Consider the following 17,060-nt stretch of genomic DNA (forward strand, 5'->3'; position numbering starts at 1 on the left):
ACGGCGCAGATGGCGCGGCGTTTCCTCAGAGCTTCGCCACCAGGCCGTAGAGGCCGGTAGCGTCACCGCCGGAGAACAGGCTGAGGATCGGACTGGAAGCACCGGCCGAACCGCCGGTGTCGGACAATACGAGGTACGTCTTGATGAAGTCGGCCCGCTTGGCTTCGTCCTGGAAGTCCGCGATGTCGAAGCGGTCCTGGAACTCGGCGGCGAGGCGGTCGACGCCGAGCGTGCCCATGGCGGCCGGCATGCCGAGCGCGGTCAGCGTCACGTTGCGTAGACGCGTGTCGCTGAGGACGTGGTACCAGCTCGTCAGCCCGCTCGCCTTGCGGTCGAAGTAGGCGGCGAGCTCCACGGCGGGATCGTCCTGTCCGGCCTCGATCTCGCGCTGCGCCCGCTCGTACCGGCTGACGATCTCGCCGACGATGCCCGGATCCTCGAGGTTCCTCGTGCCGAACTCCGCGAAGGCGATGGTGCGGGCCATCGCGCCGTAGCGCGGATCGGACATGCGGTTGGCGAAGGTGTCCCGCTCGCTGACGCCCTCTTCGAGCACCTTCCGCACGAGCGCCGTCTTGCCGGTGTCGCCCGCGAGGTCGAAGGCGGTCATGACGTAGTCGTAGAGCTTCTTGTCCGCGAAGAGGTCGTCGAGGCTCCTGACCTTTCCGATGGCCTCGCGGAAGTAAGCCGTTTCCTCCCGCTCGCCCTCGGCCGCGGGCTGAGCGTTCAGCCCCGTGGCGCGGTCGTAGCGCCGGGCCACGGTCTCGCCGAACTGAGCCGACTGCACGTACTTCGTGCCGACCTCGCCGAAGCCGAAGCTGCGGGCGAAGGCCTGGAGCTTCTCGTCGCCGAGCCGGTTGGCCAAGTCGTCCGCCTCGCCGACGCCGTCCGCCAGCACCTCTCGGATCAAGAAGCGCTCGTTCATGCGATCTTCGAGGCCGAACGCCTTCATCGCGTAGGCATAGAGGCGGTTGTCGGCGAGGAGGTCGTCGGGAGTCTCGATCGTGCCGATCTTCGTCTTGAAGTACTGCCGCTCGACCTCCGCCGGCGTCGAAGGAACGCTCGCGACCGGCGCCTCGGCGGATTGGGCGATGTATCGCTTCGCGATCCCCTCGGTGAAGACCGGGTCGCGAAGGCGCGCCGTGCCGAACTCGGCGAAGCCGAAGCTGCGCACGAGCTCTTCTAGCCGGTAGTCCGGCACTCTGTTGGCGTAGGCGCCCGCGTCCTTGGCGCCTTGATCGAGCGCGATGCCGAGGAGCGCCGCGCTGGGGGCGTCTTCCTTGTAGCCGAAGGCCTTGGTCGCGAAGGCGACGAGGCGGGCGTCGGCGGCGAACTCGGCCACCGAGCGGACCTTGCCGACGGAGGCGCTCCAGTAGTCGATCTCCGCTTGGACGGCAGGGTCGGCCGCGGCCTCGGGTGCCGCCGTCGTCTGAAGCGAGCGCTGGAAGACGTTGTAGGCGGTGAGGGTGGGCAGCACGGCAGCGTCCGCTCGGGGTTCGGACGGACGCTGCCACAAGCGCGGCTAAAGAGCGCTTAACGCTACGCCCTCTTCAGGGCCCCGCCGCTCACCCGCCGATCTGCGGCGCGTCGCGCGCCTCGACCCGCGCGGCGGTCCGGAACGCCCGCACGGCCAGCCGGCGGCGGTCGGCCTTCTCGGCATAGCTCCCCACCATGCTCCGCGCCTTGGCCGCGACCTGGGCGACCTTGCCGCCCGGCATCGGCGACGCCTCCTCCAGCATCTCGATCAGCGCCTGCCACTCGGCGTCCTCGGCGTCCGGACCGACCGCTTCCAGAAGCCGGTCGGCCTCCTTGATCCACAGGCTGTGCAGCCTTTTGGGAAGGTCGGTCGGCTCGGCGAAGCCGGTCGGCTGTGTGTTGATCATGCGTGTCCCCTCGCAATGCCTGGGTTGAACCCTCGTCGGGCGATTCGTCCGGCCTCGCGACCAAACTAGCGGACCAACACCGCCAAGCGACGGAAATTCCGTGGTAATTTCGAGACAAGGTTAACCGAAGCTTAGCGCGCCGCTGCCTGAACGGACGCGTTGCGGGGCGCCCCCCCGCGCGCGTAAGCGGGCGTCATGCGAACCGCCTCCTCCGTCCTTGGCCTCATCGGCAAGACCCCGCTCGTCAAGCTCCGCCGCGCCTCCGAGGAGACCGGCTGCACGATCCTCGGCAAGTGCGAGTTTCTGAACCCCGGTCAGTCGGTGAAGGACCGCGCCGCGGTCGGCATCATCGAGGCGGCGGAGAAGGACGGTACGCTGCGGCCCGGCGGCACCATCGTCGAAGGGACCGCCGGGAACACGGGCATCGGCCTCGCCATGGTCGGCCGGGCCAAGGGCTACAAGGTCAAGATCGTCATCCCGAGGACCCAGAGCCAGGAGAAGAAGGACGCGATCAAGCTTCTGGGGGCGGAGCTGATCGAGGTCGACGCGGTGCCCTACGCCGACCCCAACAACTACGTGCACTACTCCCGCAGGCTCGCCGAGGAGACCGAGAACGCAGTCTGGGCGAACCAGTTCGACAACACGGCGAACAGGGACGCGCACTACAAGACCACCGGACCCGAGATCTGGGAGCAGACGGAGGGCAAGGTCGACGGCTTCACCTGCGCGGTCGGCTCGGGCGGCACGCTCGGCGGCGTCGCGCTCGCGCTCAAGGAGCGGTCCAAGGACGTGAAGATCGCGCTGACGGACCCCCACGGCGCGAAGCTCTTCTCGTGGATCAAGTCCGGCACGCTGGAAGCGGAGGGCAACTCGATCATGGAGGGGATCGGCCAGGGCCGGGTGACCGAGAACCTCAAGGGCCTCGAGATCGACGAGGCGTACCGCATCGGCGACGCCGAGGCGCTCGAGATCCTGTTCGACCTGACGCTGAACGAGGGGCTGTGCCTCGGCGGTTCCGCCGGGATCAACGTCGCGGGCGCGATGAAACTCGCACGCGAAATGGGACCGGGACACACCATCGTCACCGTGCTCTGCGACTACGGCAACAGGTATCAGTCCAAGCTCTACAACCCCGCCTGGCTGCGCGAGAAGAACCTGCCCGTCCCCTCCTGGCTGGAGTGAGCCCGTGCACCTCGTTCTAGACCCGGCGGCGGCACCGGAGGCGGAAGCTTCGTTCGACGACTTCCTGCGCGTCGACGTCCGCATCGGGACGATCGTCGAGGCCGAACCCTTCCCCGAAGCGCGCAAGCCCGCCTACAAGCTGCGCGTCGACTTCGGCGAGGGGGTCGGGGTGAAGCGGTCCTCGGCGCAGCTGACCGGACGCTACGAGGCCGAAGCGCTCATCGGGCGGCAGGTCCTGGGCGTCGTCAACTTCCCGCCCCGCCAGGTCGGCCCCGTGCGCTCGGAGGTGCTGGTCCTCGGCCTCGCGGACGAGGACGGCGCGGTGGTCCTGGTCTCGCCGGACGCCGCCGTGCCGAACGGGACACGCCTCCTATGAACGCAGCGTACAAGGACGGCGTTCTCGACCGCCACGAAGTCACGATCACCTACCTCGAGCAGCGCGAGGCGCCCCGGGGGCCACAACCTCCCCGTCCGGCCTTCCGAACGGCGATGATGCGCGCCGCCGCGCCGCCACTGCCCTACTATCGCTATCTGTGGAACGCGGTCGGCGAGCCGCACCGCTGGGTCAGCAGGCGGTACATGGCCGACGACAAGCTCGCCTCGATCGTGCACGACGACCGCGTGGCGATCTACGTTCTTTACAAGGAAGGCTGGCCCGCCGGCTTCGCCGAGGTCGACTGGCGCAGGCGCCCCCTCGCCGAGTTCAAGTTCTTCGGCCTCGTCCCTGAGGCGCAGGGGACCGGCCTCGGCCGCTGGTTCTTGCGCCAGGTGCTCGACCTCGTCTGGTCGGCGGGGCCGGAACGCGTCATCATCGAGACTTGCACCATGGACGCGCCGCAGGCGCTGCGCATGTATCAAAGGGCGGGGTTCTCCGTGTACGATCAGGGAAGGGGCGTGATCGAGTGGCGGGGATGAAGCCTTGCACGAGCGACGCCCATAAGGGCAGGCCCAAGGAAGGCGTGCGCCTCGTCAACCCCGGCGTTCAGCGCGGCTCGACCGTGCTCTTCCCCGGCTACGAGGCGTTCACCGCCGCCGAGCGGCCCTTCTTCTACGGCCGCGGCGGCACGCCGACCCACCGCGCGCTCGAGGAGAGCGTCGCGGCGCTGGAGGGGGCGGACCAGGTGTTCCTCGCGCCGTCCGGCCTCGCGGCGGTCACGCTCGCCCTCCTGAGCTTCGCCGAGGCGGGCGGGCACCTCCTCGTCACCGACAGCGCCTACGATCCGACGCGCGGCTTCTGCGAGGGCGTCCTTCGGCGGATGGGCGTCGAGACGGAGTACTACGATCCGAGGATCGGCGCGGGGATCGGAGGCCTCGTCCGTCCGAACACGGTCGCGATCCTCGCCGAGAGCCCCGGCTCGCTGACCTTCGAGGTGCAGGACCTCCCCGCCTTGTGCGAGGCGGGACCGCCCGTCATCGTCGACAACACCTGGGGCGCGGGGGTGCACCTCAAGCCGCTCGCCCTCGGAGCCGCGGTCAGCGTGCAGGCGGCGACCAAGTACCTCGGCGGTCACTCCGACGTCTTCCTCGGAACGGTCGCGGCTTCGGGCAGCGCGGCCCGCAAGGTCGCACAGGGCGTTCGCGGCCTCGGCCTCGCCACCTCCCCTGACGACGCCGCCCTCGTCCACCGCGGCATGCGGACCCTCCACCGCCGCCTCGCCGTGCACGAAGAGACCGGTCTCGCCCTCGCCCGCTGGCTCGAAGAGCGGGACGAGGTCGCGAAGGTCATGCACCCCGCCCTGCCCTCGCACCCGGACCATGCCCTCTTCGCGCGCGACTTCACCGGCGCCTGCGGCCTCTTCGGCGCGGTGCTGAAGCGGTCCGACGCGCCCTACCTCAGCGCCTTCTTCGGCGCGCTTCGGCTCTTCGGCATGGGCTATAGCTGGGGCGGGTATGAGAGCCTTTGCATCCCGACTTGGCCCGAGCGGCATAGAACCGCCGTGCCCTGGTCGGCGGAGGGTCAGACGATCCGCGTCCATGCCGGTCTCGAGGACGCGGGCGACTTGATCGCGGACCTCGAGGCGGCCTTCGCCGCGGCGAACGAAGTGCCCGAGGCAGGCTCGTGAAGCGCCTCCTCCTCGCCCTCCCCCTCGCCGCTTGCGCGACCGCGGAAGAAGCCCCGCCGACGGGCGTGACGCTGCGAACGGTGCCTGAGAAGGCTCACGTCCGCTTCGAGGACGGCACGACCTGCACCACGCCCTGCCGGGCCGAGATCGCCGAGCCGATCGGCGTCACCATCGCCAAGGCAGGCTACGAGCCGGTGCGCACCGACGTCGCCCCGTCCGCCGAGGCGATGTTGTTCACCCTCGTCCCCGTAGGCCGCAGCCAGGACGTCGAGGAAGAGGCGCTGCCGGAACTTTGATTGCGGCCGCTAGCGACAGGAAGACAGACCCGCGGTGAACAGATATCGCGGCGATGCCGTCGTTTCTCCCAAGTAGATGTACCCATCGAAGTACGGGCCCATATCGGCGTCCATTCCTACCTCGTAATGTTCATTCAAGACTTTCGACGGTCTAAGCGTCGAGCGTTCGATCGGGTTCGTGCCGCATCCATGCCCAAGCGTGCAGTTCTGCGCGAACCCGCCGTCGATAACCGGAGCGAGGCGAAGGTAGCGGCTTCGGTCGAAGAGGGGGCCATCCTCGTCGACCTGAGCGCCGGCACGCCGTGCGTGAAGGCCGCCAGCGTAGAAGATGACGTGTTCGTAGTCGTCAGAAACCTGAAGCAGGTTATAGGCGTCGTAGGCGAAGCGGCGGCTCTGCATGTCCGGCAGGGCGGCGATGCGAGGAGACGCGACGGAGTCGGAATCGCCTGCGACCGCTCGCACCTCGAGGTCCGCCCCCGCCCTTTGAAGGTCGCGGAAGCGCAGAAGGAGGCTCATCATCGCGCAGCTGCCGCGGCCGTCGCCAAATGACGAGAGTTGCGTGTCGAAGATCCAAAGACCCTCGCCCCATACCTCGACCGGATCCTCGGATTGGAAGCCGCGTTGCAGGGTGTCATCTTGATGCGCTTCGATCTCAAGCCCCACGATGACCTTCTCGCCCCTGCTCGTGAGGTTGCAGACGTAGCGGTAGAGTGCCTCCGGCCCCTCGCGGGTGCCGTGGCTCTCGTCGATCATGAGGAACTTGCCGTGCGCTTCCGGCATGACCGCTTCGAAGTTCGACATTGGGGGGCATTGCTGCCTAGGGAAACCCGTCGAGCCGCCCCAGCCGGCTGAAGCTTCCCTGACGATCAACCCGTGAAACAAGGCAAGGACGGTAGCCGCCTTCTTCATTCGACCTCCCTACCCAGCAATCGCAGCGCCTCTGAAACGCAAGCACCATCCAAATTTTTACTCTTGACCGCCGCTATCAGCCACGACTGATATAAGCACTTCTTTATGACAGCAGTCCGCAGGCGAATTATATCATAACGCAGTCGAGCTCGATGCGGCGTTCATCGGACAGACAACCAAAGATCGCGGAACGGCATCACGCAGTCGGTGAGCCCCCCTCGCTGCTACCGCACTACAATCGACCGATATGGCTGCGTCCGCGCATTGCCGAGCGCAACTACGTTGCTAGCGTCGGGCGACCACAAGGAGTTCCTATGCGCCGCAACCTGCTGCTCGCCGCCTGCGCCCTCGCGCTCTTCCCCGCCGCCGTGCCGTTCGCCGCCGCCGCGACGGTGCAGGCAGCCGCACAAACCGAAGACGCCCGCCTCGTCGCCTTCCTCGACGAGAAGTTCGAGGAGCGGGTGGCGCGCAGCCCCGAATATCAGACCTATCTCGGCCGCAAGACCTCGCTTGATCGATGGGACGACCGCGGCCCCGAGGCCGAGGACCGCGAGCGGGCGCTGCTCGAACGCCAGCTCGAGGAGCTTCGCACTGGTTTCGACCGAGGCGCGCTCTCCGCCGAGGGGCAGCTGAACTACGACCTCTTCGCGTACACGCTCGAGAACGACCTACGCCTCGATCAGTTCCGGATGCAGCGCTTTCCGCTCAGCCAGTTCCGGGGCATCCACTCGAACATTCCCGTCTTCCTCGCGAACTACCACCGCGTGGACAGCGTCTCGGACGCGGAGAGCTACATCGCCCGCGTCGCGGCCGTGCCGGAGGTGCTCGGCCAAGCCGCCGACCAGCTTCAAGCCCGGCTCGACGCGGGCTACCCGCTGCCCGAGTTCTCCTACCCCTTGATCGAGGAGGGCGCACGGAACGTCGCCGACGGCAGCGCGGTCCGCGCCGACTTCGAGAAGAAGGTCGAGGCGCTGGACGCGAGCGAAGAAGAGAAGAACCGTCTGCTGACGACCTTCGAAAGCGCGATCAGCGCCCCCTACGCCGCCGGCTACGCCCAGTTCGCGGACCGCGTCGGCGAGATGATCGGGTCGGAGGTCATCGACGGCGACTATGGGATCGGCGTGCGGGAGAACGGGGAGGCGTACTACAACGCCCTCCTGCACAACTACACTACGACCGACATGACGGCGGAGGAGGTCCACGGCCTCGGCCTGACCGAGGTGCAGCGCATCCACGAGGAGATGCGGGAGATCATGGAGGAGGTCGGCTTCGACGGCGACCTTTCGGACTTCTTCGCCTTCATGCGCGAGGACCCGCAGTTCTTCCTGCCGAACACGGACGAGGGCCGCGAGGCCTACCTCGAGCAAGCGCGCGGCTATGTGGACGGCATGCGCGAACGCCTGCCCGACCTCTTCGGCAAGCTGCCCGAAGCCCCGCTCGAAGTGCGCCGCGTCGAACCCTTCCGCGAGCGGGCGGCCGGCAAGGCGTTCTACAACCAGCCCGCCGAGGACGGCTCGCGGCCCGGCATCTTCTACGCCAACCTCGCCGACATGGCGAACATGCCGACCTATCAGCTCGAAGCGCTCGTCTATCACGAGGGCATTCCGGGTCACCACATGCAGCGGGCGATCCAGATCGAGATGGAGGGCCTGCCGAAGTTCCGCCAGTTCGGCGGCTATACAGCGTTCACGGAAGGGTGGGGCCTCTACTCCGAGCTCGTCCCGAAGGAGATCGGCTTCTACGACGATCCCTACTCGGATTTCGGCCGCCTCGCCATGGAGCTCTGGCGCGCGGCGCGGCTCGTCGTCGATACCGGCTTTCACGCCAAGGGCTGGGAGATGCAGGAGGCGATCGACTACCTGCAGGAGAACACGCCCAACCCCGAGGGCGACACGATCAAGGCGATCGAGCGCTACATCGTCTATCCAGGTCAGGCGACCTCCTACAAGATCGGCATGCTGAAGCTGATCGAGCTGCGCGAAGACGCGAAGGCGAGGCTCGGCGATCGCTTCGACATCCGCGCCTTTCACGACTTCGTCCTGACGGGCGGCCCCCTCCCCCTCTCCGTCCTCGAAGCCCGCGTCGACGGCTGGGTCAACGCGCAGCGGGCGGACGGCGATTGAGCCCCGGCTTGGCCCGGGCACGGCTCGGGCCTAGTGTCCCTGCAATCTTTCGAGAAGGTTCGTCTATGCGCCGCGTTCTGATGCTCACCTCCGCCCTCGCCCTCCTCGCCGCCTGCGGCGGTGCAGACACCGAGGCGGAGGCGCAGCAGGCGCCGAGCGCGCAGAGCGAAGCGCCTGCGGCGCAGACCCCTGCGCGAGGCGCCGAACCCACCACCCCCGCCGACGCGCTCGCCATGGTGCCGGAATTGCCCCCGCTCGACGAGGAGCTCCTCAGCGACACGATCGCCACCCTTGCCTCGGACGAGTTCGAAGGCCGCGCGCCGGCGACCGAAGGCGGCATGAAGACGCGCCGCTTCCTCGCCAAGGCGTTCGAGGACGCAGGGCTTCAACCCGTCAACGGCTCCTACGAGCAGGCCGTGCCGATGGTGGAGCTGACGCTCGACCCCGCGCAATCCTCCTTCACGCTGACCCTGCCGGACGGGACCGAGCGCGCGCTGTCCTACGGCGACGAGGCGGTCTGGTGGACTAAGCAGGTCAAGGAGAACGTCTCCTTCGACGGCTCCGACGTCGTCTTCGTCGGCTACGGCGTCGTCGCGCCCGAATATGGCTGGAACGACTACGAAGGCATGGACGTCGAGGGCAAGACGGTCGTCATCCTCGTCAACGACCCCGGCTACGCGCTCGAGGGCGAGGACTTCAAAGGCCGCGAGATGACCTATTACGGCCGCTGGACCTACAAATACGAAGAGGCTGCCCGGCAGGGCGCCGCCGCCGCGATCATCGTCCACCAGACGGCGCCCGCCGCCTATGGCTGGAACGTGGTCGAGGGCTCCTGGACGGGCCCGCAGCTCGACCTCGAGCGTCCCGACGACGGCGCCAGCCGCGCGATGGCCGAGGGCTGGGTGCAGGAGGACGTCGCGCGCGAGATGTTCGACGCCGCCGGCCTCGACTTCGAGGCGCAGCTCGAAGCGGCGCAATCCAAGGACTTCACCCCCGTGGAGATGGGCGGGATGACCGCCGCCGCGACCCTGAAGAACGGCATCAAACGCTCCGAAAGCGCCAACGTCGTCGGCGTCCTGCCGGGCGCCGAGGCGCCGGAGGAGTACGTCCTCTACATGGCGCATTGGGACCATTTGGGCGTCGGCGACGGCCCGGCCGGCGAGGACCACATCTTCAACGGCGCCGTCGACAACGCGACCGGGACGGCCGGGCTCGTCACGCTCGCCGAGAGCTTCGCCGAAGCCGAGGACGCCCCGCGCCGCTCCATCATGTTCCTGGCCGTGACCGGCGAGGAGTCGGGGCTTTTGGGTTCGGCTTACTACGGCGAGGACCCGCTCGTGCCCTTCGAGCGGACGGTCGGCGGCATCAACATGGACGCCATCGCCCCGACGGCGCCGTCGCGCGACCTCATCGTCGTCGGCTACGGCGCGAGCGAGGTGGAGGACGTGCTGAAGTCCGTCGCCGATCGCGAGGGCAAGGCGCTGCGCCCCGACGCCAGCCCCGAGAAGGGTTACTTCTACCGCTCAGACCACATCAGCCTCGCCAAGAAGGGCGTGCCGATGATCTACGTCGACAAGGGCATCGACCTCGTCGAGGGCGGCGAGGAAGCGGGCCGCGCGGCCGAAGAGGACTACACCGCGAACCGCTACCACCAGCCCTCGGACCAGTACGATCCGGAGACCTGGCGCCTCGACGGGCTCACGGAGACGTTGACGATCCTGCGAGATACGGGGGCCGCCCTGGCCTATTCGGACGCTGCGCCCAACTGGTATGAAGGCAACGAGTTCCGTGCCCTGCGCGACCGGCAAATCGGCGGCGACTGACGGTCGCAGGCCAGAGCCTTCGGCAAGGCGCTTGCAGGGGCGGGACGAAGAACACTCTCGATAAGAGGATCAAAGTGGCGTTCATCCCTTCGAAGAGCGACGACTCGCTCGCCATCGACCCGCAGGTCGCGAAGACGCTCGGGCAGGACTTGACGGCTCAATACGAGGCCGCCGAGCCCTTCCCGCACATCGTCATCGACGACTTCCTGCCCCGCTCGCTGATCGACTACTGCCTGGACCACTTCCCCGTGGCGCTCGACCCCGACGGACGGGCGTTCGACCGTGACCAGGAACGGTACAAGCAGAGCTTCAACCCCGACTTCCTCGACGACGCGAACCTTCGGGCGCTGTTCTACGCGTTCAACGCCCGTCCCTTCGTGAAGATCGTCGAGAACATCACGGGCATCAAAGGCCTGATCCCCGACCCTTACTTCATGGGCGGCGGCTTCCACGAGATCGGCCGCGGCGGTCACCTCTCGGTCCACGCGGACTTCAACCATCACAAGCTGATGGACGTCGAGCGGCGGGTGAACGTCCTCATCTACCTCAACGACGACTGGAAGGACGAGTACGGCGGCCAGCTCGAGCTGTGGAACGAGGACATGACCGAGAAGGTCAAGTCCGTGGTTCCCCTAGCCAATCGCTGCGTCATGTTCACGACGACGGGCGACAGCTATCACGGCAACCCGAACCCGATCACCCATCCCGAGGGGCGCACGCGGAAGTCGATCGCGCTGTACTACTACACCTCGACCTGGGACGAGGACAAAGTGTCGAAGACGACGCAGTTCAAGAACCGTCCAGGCACCGAGGACCGCACCGACTGGCACGTTCGTACCCAGGAGTTGCTGACCGAGTACCTTCCCCCTGTGCTGGCGCGCCCCGCGAAGAAGGCGGCGTCCCGCTTCATCCGCTGAGCATGCGGCGGCTCGCCCATCGGGCGAGCCGCTCCGCCTTCGGACACGTTACAAGAAGGAAAGTGCAGCTTGGATGCAACCAGGTCCGCCTGCACTTCGTGTCGTCCGTAGGCGTCTCATTCGCGTGAGGCCGGGCCTGACCGCCTGGTCATGGTTAACGATCGGTGCATTGTCCCCCTAGCCAACCAGGAGGATCTCTATGACACCGCTTCGTACGCTACTTTGCGCCGGCACCGCGCTCGCCCTCACGGCCGGCACGGCGAACGCCGCGCACCTGTCGACCTACAGCGTCGACTTCACGACCCTGAACGACAGCGGCGTCACCGGCGGCGGCATGCTGACCTATGACAGTGAAGAGCAATCGCTCTCCCTCAGCCTCAGCTTCTCGGGTCTCGTTCCGAACACGCCGCACCCTATGCACATGCACGGGCTCTTCGACGGCGGTCTGACTGCGACGGGTGCGCCCGCCCTCGACTCGCAGACCCCGACGCTCGACGTCGACGTCGACGGTGACGGCAAGATCGAGACCGTGGAAGGTGCCGCCGCCTATGGCGATGTGCTCCTCGAACTCGTCACCACGCTCGAGCCCGCGCCGGAGGACAACCCCTTCGCCCAGCTTCTGATGTCGGATGCGGACGGCAACGCGACCTACGAGATGACCTTCGACTTCGACGACGACGAGGGCATCCCCCTCATGTCGCCGGTCACGATGCAAGAGTATGCGGTCGAGGACCTGTTCCCGCTCGCCTTCCGTGAGATCGTCATTCACGGCTTGGCCTTCACGGACCAAGAGTTCGCGGACGGCCTTGGCTATGCAGGTCCCGACGGCTCCATGTTCGAGTTCGACGGCGAGTGCGGCGACGACTTGGCCGACACGCCGATCGACGGCGGCTGCTACGTCGCGCTGCTGCCGGTCGCCTCTGCCGAGATCATGGCCATGGACCCCGTCCCGCTCCCGGGCGCGGCCTTGTTCTTCCTGACCGCTGGGGCGGCGGGCGGCGCGTTCCGGTTCGGTCGTCGCAAGACGGTCTGAGTCGACGCGCCGCGAGGGGACGCGCTGCGGCGTCCCCTCGATCCCTCTTCCGCTTGTCAGGTGACGGTCGCCCGCACCTGGTAGGCGGCCGCCATGTAGAGCTTGTCCGCGAGCACCGCTTCCAGATGGTCCATCGCGTCCCAGACCTCGGCGAAAGACAAGGTCAGCGGGGACAGCCCGAAGCGTACCGTCTCCGGCGCGCGGAAGTCCGCGATGACACCCCGCGCGATCAGGGCTTGGACGACAGCGTAGCCCTCCGGATGACGGAAGGCGACGTGCCCGCCCCTCTTCCGTCGTTCAACCGGACTTTCGAGCGGAAGGCCGAGCGCTCGCAGACGCGCGACGCAGAGGTCTCCGAGCGCCCCTGCCTTCGCCCACAGCGCCTCGCCATCGACCCCATCCAACACCTCGAGCGCCGCCTCTAGCGCGACCAATGACAGGACCGGCGGCGTTCCGGTCGCGAAGCGGGCCGCCCCCGGTCTCGGCCGGTAGTCGCTGTCGAAGGCGAAGGGGTCGGCGTGGCCGAACCAGCCCTGGATCGGCGTGCTCATCCGTTCGGCGAGGCCAGCCTCCGCGTAGAGGTAGGCAGGCGCGCCCGGACCGCCGTTCAGATATTTGTACGTACACCCCGCCGCGAGCCGCATCGACGGCAGGTCGCACGGAACGACCCCCGCCGCATGGCTGAGGTCCCAGACCACGAGGCCGCCTTGCGCGGCGGCGTGCTCTTCGACGGCGCGAACGTCCGCGACCTGGGCGGTCCGATAGTCGACGAGGCTTTTGATCAGCACGCCGCCGAACGCCGTCTCGCCCGGGACGAAGCGTTCCCGGCGGACGCGCCTCGCCCCGACGACGCCGAGGCCCTGCGCGATGTAGCCATCCGTCGGGAACTCGCCGCCGTCAGCCATCACCTCAGGCGCCCGTGCGAGCGGCAACGCCGCCGCCGCGAGCTTGAAGAGGTTCACCGTCACGTTGTCCGCGACGATCACCTCGCCCGGCTCCGCGCCGAGGAAGGCACCCAGCTTGTCGCCGACGCGGCGGGGGGCGTCGATCCAACCGGCGGTGTTCCAGGATCGGATCAGCCCCTCTGCCCAGTCGCCCCCCGCGCCGCGGCGCACCGCGTCGAGGGCGGCGTGCGTCGCTGGGCCCAAAGAGTGTCCATCGAGGTAGACGATCCCTTCCGGCAGGGCGAAGGCGGCGCGGCGCGGCGCGAGCGGATCGTCGAGGTCGAGGGCGGCGGCCTCGCTGCGGGTCTCGGGCGTCTGGAGCATGCAGGCGGGCTAGCAGGCCGCTTGAGGCTTGTCGCGAGCGGCGGCGCAGCGGAAGGTCGCGACCATGCTTCGTCTCCTCTTCGCGCTTTGCGCCGTCTCCGTCCTTGCCGCCTGCTCGAGCGGGGGCTCGTCCCGCGGTGCGATGAGCTGGTCGGATCTCACCCGACAGCCAAGGCCACTGCCGCAGACGACCGTGAAGTGGGGCGAAGGGGAGACCGATATCGCCGACGTCTGGCGGCCCGAGGGCGAGGGGCCCTTCCCGGTCGTCCTGATGATCCATGGCGGTTGCTGGCAGAAGTCCGTCGCGGACCGCCGCCTGATGAACTATGCGGCCGAGGCCTTGCGCGAAGAGGGCCTCGCCGTCTGGAACGTCGAGTATCGAGGCGTCGACGAGGAAGGCGGCGGCTACCCCGGCACCTTCCACGACGTGCGCCGCGCCGCCGCCGCGCTCGCGGAGTGGGCGCCGGGCTTGAACCTCGATGCGAGCCGTGTCGTCGCCTACGGGCACTCGGCGGGCGGCCACCTCGCCCTTTGGCTGGCGGCGAGCGCGAAGCTGCCGAACGATGATTTCCTGCACGTCGGCGAAGACCTGCCGCTTCTGGGCGTCCTCAGCACGGGCGGCCTGCCGGACCTCGAAGAATCTGCGCCTGCGACCCTCCCCTCCTGTCTCGCCTCGATCCAGGACCGCCTGACCGGCGCCGATACGGGGCGGGCCGAACCGTTGGCCGACACCTCGCCGGACCGCCTCCTGCCCATCGCCACGCCGCAGGTGAGCCTCAACGCTCGTCACGACCGGATCGCACCGCCCGCGCTCGGTCGGGCTTGGACCGAAGAGGCCGAAGCGGCGGGCGACGAGGCGCGCTTCGTGCTCGTGCCCGGCGGCCACGTCGAGCTGATCGCGCCCGGCACGCCCGCCTTCCGCGAAACGATCGGCCTCTTGAAGGCCATGCTCGGCGAAGGGGAGGTCTGACCCCAACTGCGCAAGGCCCGCGCCGAGGCCGGTGCCGACGTGTTAGCTCCGCGCCCATAGGCGTTTCGGGGGCGTCACGGAGGATATCATGGTCAAGCTGTTCAGCTTCGAGAAGAAGGCCGGCAAGCAGGAGGTGAAGGACGAGGAGGGCGGCGGCTTCTTCTCCGACCTCTTCAAGAGGGAAGGCCAGAAGAACGCCGAGAAGGTCCAGGCCGAAAAGAAGGGCGACCGCGTCATCCTGAAGGGCCGGGTGCCCAAGAAGGAGGACGCCGAGCGGATGATCGTCTCCGCGGGCAACACCAAGGGGGTCGCCGAGGTCGAGAGCCAGATCGAGGTCGAGGAACCCGCCGAGAACGCCAAGCCGGACTACACCATGTACACCGTGAAGTCGGGCGACACGCTGTCGAAGATCGCGAAGGCGCATTACGGCGACGCGATGGCCTACGACATCATCTTCGAGGCCAACAAACCGATGCTGAAGGACCCCGACGAGATCTACCCCGGCCAGGTCCTGCGCGTCCCGCCCAAGGACGACGCGATCGCGTGACGGCCGACGCGGTCATCGCCGCCCTCGGGCTCGAACCCCATCCCGAAGGCGGCTGGTTCCGCGAGACGTTCAGGGACGAGGCGCCGCCGGAGGGCCGTGGCGCCTCGACGGCGATCTACTACCTCCTGCGCACGGGCGAGGCGTCCGCGTGGCACAGGATCGACGCGGCGGAGGTCTGGCACTTCTACGCCGGCGACCCGCTCCGCTTGCGGATCGGGGGCGAGGACGGCGTTACCGACCACGTCCTCGGCAATGATTTCCGCACGGGACAGAGGCCGCAGGTCGTCGTGCCGCCGCAGGCGTGGCAAAGCGCAGAACCACTCGGCGCGTGGTGCCTCGTCGGTTGCACCGTCGCGCCGGGCTTCGACTTCGCGGCTTTCGAACTCGCCCCCGAAGGCTGGTCGCCGCCGCGCTAGTCCGAGAACGCTTCCGCCTTCTCGAGCCGGGCGTCGATCGCATCCGCATCCACCGACCAATGGCCGAGCTCGTCGCCCCGGGCGCCCGCCTCGAAAGCCAGCGCCGACACCCGGCCCATGCCCGAGAAGAGCCCGTCCGGAAGGTTCTCCGCGATCTCGTCCGCGAAGGCCTCGTCGGGGCTGACGATCTGCCAGCCCGCGTCGCGCAGCGCCGCGATCATGTCGCCCGCGAAGAGCGCGGCGAGGTCGTTCTCGTGCAGGAGAAGCACCTGCGCCGGCGCCCGCCCGAGCCGCGCCCGCGACAGCGCGTCGTAGTGCTCTGCCGCGTCGAGGACCATCGCGACGTAGACCTCCCGCAGGGCGTCCAAATCGGCCTGCCGACCGGCCCTGGCCGCCTCGTCCCACCGGCTCTGGACGTGCCAGTCATAGGTATCGACCGTGACGTAGCCGCTCATCAGGCCGCGCTCGGCGAGACCGGCCCTCACCGCGTCGCGCTTGGCCCGGTCCTGCCCGCCCTCGTCGAGGTAGGGGAAGCGGAACCAGGGACGGCGGTTCTCGAACCCGGCGAGCTGCCGCTCGGCCTCGTCCAGGTTCGCAAGGTAGGCGTCCGCAGTCATCTCGCTGAGGTGCGGGTGCGTATGGGAGTGGTTGGCGATCAGGTGCCCCGCCGCGGCGTAGGCCTCGATCCGCTCGCGACCGTCCGGCTCGTCGGCGAGCCCGTCCGTCGTCACGAAGACGGCGACGGGGCCGCTCTCCGCAGCCGCCAGCGCCTCGATCAGCGCCGCGCCGCGCTCGGCGCCCGTGAGGTGCGGGCCGTCCGGCAGGGGCGCGTCGTCATAGGTGATCGCGATCCGCTTGTCCGCGGACGCCGTCTCTGCCGTCGTCTGCCCGCAGGCGGCGAGCAGGGCGAGGACGAGAAGGACGAACGGGCGCACGGTGTACTACTCTGCCGGCGCCGGCTCGGCGTTCGGCAGCTTGTCGATCTTCTTCGCGGCCGAGCCGTCATAGAGGGCGGGGTCGGTCAGCGAGGTGTTGTCGCCCTCGGGGTCCGAAGTGTGCCGCCCCTCGTTGAAGACGCCAGGCTCGACGTACTCGCCGCGGTCGAGCCGCTGCAGGATGTCGCGGAAGGTCTCGGGCGTCAGGTCCTGATAGTAGTAGTCGTTGATCTGAACCATGGGCGCGTTGCAGCAAGCGCCCAGGCATTCGACCTCGAGCCAGGACAAATTGCCGGACGGCGAGATCGTGTGCTGCGGCCCGATCACCTCGTGACAGACCTCGATCAGGTCCTCCGAGCCGCGCAGCATACAGGGCGTCGTGCCGCAGAGCTGCACGAAGTAGCGGCCCTCCGGCTTGAGGTTGAACATGGTGTAGAAGGTCGCGACCTCGTAGACCCGGATGTAGGGCATGGAGAGCTGACGCGCGATGTGCTCCATCGCGGCGATCGTGACCCAGCCTTCCTGCTTCTGCGCCCGCCAAAGGAAGGGGATCACCGCCGAGGCCTGACGGCCTTCGGGGTACTTGCCCAGCGTCATCTCGCACCAGTCGGCGTTCTCGTCCGTCCAGGCGAAGCTGGAAGGTTGCGTCTTGGCGGGGCTGCGTTCTGCCATCTTGAAGTCCGAGGATCTGTCTTCGC

The 17,060-nt window shown here is 68.1% G+C and carries 18 protein-coding genes; 12 read left to right on the forward strand and 6 right to left on the reverse strand.

All coding sequences use genetic code 11. The annotated features are described in order from the left end of the window. Positions 1-25: 25 nt before the first annotated feature. Both GGQ59_RS06035 and GGQ59_RS06040 read right to left on the reverse strand, forming a co-directional pair. Positions 26-1,474, reverse strand: coding sequence for a DUF1217 domain-containing protein (locus tag GGQ59_RS06035; protein WP_183816891.1), 1,449 nt, complete (start codon positions 1,472-1,474; stop codon positions 26-28). Between the two features lie 88 nt (positions 1,475-1,562). Continuing rightward, complete coding sequence (locus GGQ59_RS06040) at positions 1,563-1,880, reverse strand: hypothetical protein (protein WP_183816892.1); 318 nt, start codon at positions 1,878-1,880, stop codon at positions 1,563-1,565. A 195-nt stretch (positions 1,881-2,075) separates the two neighbouring features. Between GGQ59_RS06040 and GGQ59_RS06045 the strand changes: the two genes are divergently transcribed. Genes GGQ59_RS06045 through GGQ59_RS06065 form a run of 5 tightly spaced genes read left to right on the forward strand, consistent with a single transcriptional unit; the run spans position 2,076 to position 5,421 of the window. Next, positions 2,076-3,062, forward strand: coding sequence for a cysteine synthase A (locus GGQ59_RS06045; protein ID WP_183816893.1), 987 nt, complete (start codon positions 2,076-2,078; stop codon positions 3,060-3,062). A gap of 4 nt (positions 3,063-3,066) precedes the next feature. Then, positions 3,067-3,438 (forward strand): tRNA-binding protein, encoded by a 372-nt coding sequence (locus GGQ59_RS06050; RefSeq protein ID WP_183816894.1) that lies wholly within the window; start codon positions 3,067-3,069, stop codon positions 3,436-3,438. Next, entirely contained in the window at positions 3,435-3,977 is a 543-nt protein-coding gene (locus GGQ59_RS06055; RefSeq protein WP_183816895.1) for a GNAT family N-acetyltransferase, read from the forward strand. The genes GGQ59_RS06050 and GGQ59_RS06055 overlap by 4 nt, the downstream gene beginning before the upstream one ends. After that, on the forward strand, positions 3,974-5,125 hold the full coding sequence (gene metC, locus GGQ59_RS06060) for a cystathionine beta-lyase (protein WP_183816896.1): 1,152 nt from the start codon (positions 3,974-3,976) through the stop codon (positions 5,123-5,125). The genes GGQ59_RS06055 and metC overlap by 4 nt, the downstream gene beginning before the upstream one ends. Then, positions 5,122-5,421, forward strand: a complete 300-nt coding sequence (locus tag GGQ59_RS06065) for a PEGA domain-containing protein (RefSeq protein WP_183816897.1) — start codon at positions 5,122-5,124, stop codon at positions 5,419-5,421. Before metC ends, GGQ59_RS06065 begins: the two co-directional genes overlap by 4 nt. 9 nt (positions 5,422-5,430) lie before the next feature. Here GGQ59_RS06065 and GGQ59_RS06070 read toward each other — a convergent pair whose 3' ends face one another. After that, positions 5,431-6,222: a hypothetical protein gene (locus GGQ59_RS06070; protein ID WP_183816898.1), complete on the reverse strand. Its 792-nt coding sequence runs from the start codon at positions 6,220-6,222 to the stop codon at positions 5,431-5,433. A gap of 422 nt (positions 6,223-6,644) precedes the next feature. Between GGQ59_RS06070 and GGQ59_RS06075 the strand changes: the two genes are divergently transcribed. The 4 genes from GGQ59_RS06075 to GGQ59_RS06090 all read left to right on the forward strand — a co-directional run bounded on the left by GGQ59_RS06075 (position 6,645) and on the right by GGQ59_RS06090 (position 12,226). Continuing rightward, positions 6,645-8,453, forward strand: coding sequence for a DUF885 domain-containing protein (locus GGQ59_RS06075; protein ID WP_183816899.1), 1,809 nt, complete (start codon positions 6,645-6,647; stop codon positions 8,451-8,453). A 65-nt stretch (positions 8,454-8,518) separates the two neighbouring features. Continuing rightward, positions 8,519-10,276 (forward strand): M28 family metallopeptidase, encoded by a 1,758-nt coding sequence (locus GGQ59_RS06080; RefSeq protein ID WP_183816900.1) that lies wholly within the window; start codon positions 8,519-8,521, stop codon positions 10,274-10,276. 74 nt (positions 10,277-10,350) lie between these two features. Beyond that, positions 10,351-11,193, forward strand: a complete 843-nt coding sequence (locus GGQ59_RS15395; RefSeq protein ID WP_221400909.1) for a 2OG-Fe(II) oxygenase — start codon at positions 10,351-10,353, stop codon at positions 11,191-11,193. A 199-nt stretch (positions 11,194-11,392) separates the two neighbouring features. Continuing rightward, on the forward strand, positions 11,393-12,226 hold the full coding sequence (locus GGQ59_RS06090) for a hypothetical protein (RefSeq protein WP_183816901.1): 834 nt from the start codon (positions 11,393-11,395) through the stop codon (positions 12,224-12,226). A gap of 56 nt (positions 12,227-12,282) precedes the next feature. Here the strand turns inward: GGQ59_RS06090 and GGQ59_RS06095 are convergent, their stop codons facing one another. After that, a complete protein-coding gene (locus tag GGQ59_RS06095) occupies positions 12,283-13,494 on the reverse strand; it encodes an aminotransferase class V-fold PLP-dependent enzyme (RefSeq protein WP_183816902.1) in 1,212 nt (403 codons plus the stop codon). Positions 13,495-13,558: 64 nt separating this feature from the next. Here GGQ59_RS06095 and GGQ59_RS06100 point away from each other — a divergent pair, with 64 nt between their 5' ends. From GGQ59_RS06100 to GGQ59_RS06110, 3 genes are all read left to right on the forward strand, one after another. Beyond that, entirely contained in the window at positions 13,559-14,464 is a 906-nt protein-coding gene (locus tag GGQ59_RS06100) for an alpha/beta hydrolase (RefSeq protein ID WP_183816903.1), read from the forward strand. Between the two features lie 88 nt (positions 14,465-14,552). After that, positions 14,553-15,011, forward strand: coding sequence for a peptidoglycan-binding protein LysM (gene lysM / locus GGQ59_RS06105; protein WP_183816904.1), 459 nt, complete (start codon positions 14,553-14,555; stop codon positions 15,009-15,011). Beyond that, positions 15,008-15,427, forward strand: coding sequence for a cupin domain-containing protein (locus GGQ59_RS06110; RefSeq protein ID WP_183816905.1), 420 nt, complete (start codon positions 15,008-15,010; stop codon positions 15,425-15,427). The genes lysM and GGQ59_RS06110 overlap by 4 nt, the downstream gene beginning before the upstream one ends. Here GGQ59_RS06110 and GGQ59_RS06115 read toward each other — a convergent pair. Together GGQ59_RS06115 and nuoE are read right to left on the reverse strand one after the other, a co-directional pair. Further along, positions 15,424-16,362: a polysaccharide deacetylase family protein gene (locus tag GGQ59_RS06115; protein ID WP_183816906.1), complete on the reverse strand. Its 939-nt coding sequence runs from the start codon at positions 16,360-16,362 to the stop codon at positions 15,424-15,426. The genes GGQ59_RS06110 and GGQ59_RS06115 overlap by 4 nt on opposite strands. 6 nt (positions 16,363-16,368) lie before the next feature. Then, positions 16,369-17,034 (reverse strand): NADH-quinone oxidoreductase subunit NuoE, encoded by a 666-nt coding sequence (gene nuoE / locus GGQ59_RS06120; RefSeq protein ID WP_183816907.1) that lies wholly within the window; start codon positions 17,032-17,034, stop codon positions 16,369-16,371. Positions 17,035-17,060 lie beyond the last annotated feature (26 nt).

It is taken from the genome of Parvularcula dongshanensis, from assembly GCF_014199615.1.
Classification (GTDB): domain Bacteria; phylum Pseudomonadota; class Alphaproteobacteria; order Caulobacterales; family Parvularculaceae; genus Parvularcula; species Parvularcula dongshanensis.

Coding starts and splice junctions, on each gene's coding strand:
- GGQ59_RS06040 (WP_183816892.1), bottom strand. CDS start 1,880: ATGATCAACACACAGCCGACCGGCTTCGCCGAGCCGACCGACCTTCCC.
- GGQ59_RS06045 (WP_183816893.1), top strand. CDS start 2,076: ATGCGAACCGCCTCCTCCGTCCTTGGCCTCATCGGCAAGACCCCGCTC.
- GGQ59_RS06055 (WP_183816895.1), top strand. CDS start 3,435: ATGAACGCAGCGTACAAGGACGGCGTTCTCGACCGCCACGAAGTCACG.
- metC (WP_183816896.1), top strand. CDS start 3,974: ATGAAGCCTTGCACGAGCGACGCCCATAAGGGCAGGCCCAAGGAAGGC.
- GGQ59_RS06070 (WP_183816898.1), bottom strand. CDS start 6,222: ATGTCGAACTTCGAAGCGGTCATGCCGGAAGCGCACGGCAAGTTCCTC.
- GGQ59_RS06075 (WP_183816899.1), top strand. CDS start 6,645: ATGCGCCGCAACCTGCTGCTCGCCGCCTGCGCCCTCGCGCTCTTCCCC.
- GGQ59_RS06080 (WP_183816900.1), top strand. CDS start 8,519: ATGCGCCGCGTTCTGATGCTCACCTCCGCCCTCGCCCTCCTCGCCGCC.
- GGQ59_RS06090 (WP_183816901.1), top strand. CDS start 11,393: ATGACACCGCTTCGTACGCTACTTTGCGCCGGCACCGCGCTCGCCCTC.
- GGQ59_RS06095 (WP_183816902.1), bottom strand. CDS start 13,494: ATGCTCCAGACGCCCGAGACCCGCAGCGAGGCCGCCGCCCTCGACCTC.
- GGQ59_RS06100 (WP_183816903.1), top strand. CDS start 13,559: ATGCTTCGTCTCCTCTTCGCGCTTTGCGCCGTCTCCGTCCTTGCCGCC.
- lysM (WP_183816904.1), top strand. CDS start 14,553: ATGGTCAAGCTGTTCAGCTTCGAGAAGAAGGCCGGCAAGCAGGAGGTG.
- nuoE (WP_183816907.1), bottom strand. CDS start 17,034: ATGGCAGAACGCAGCCCCGCCAAGACGCAACCTTCCAGCTTCGCCTGG.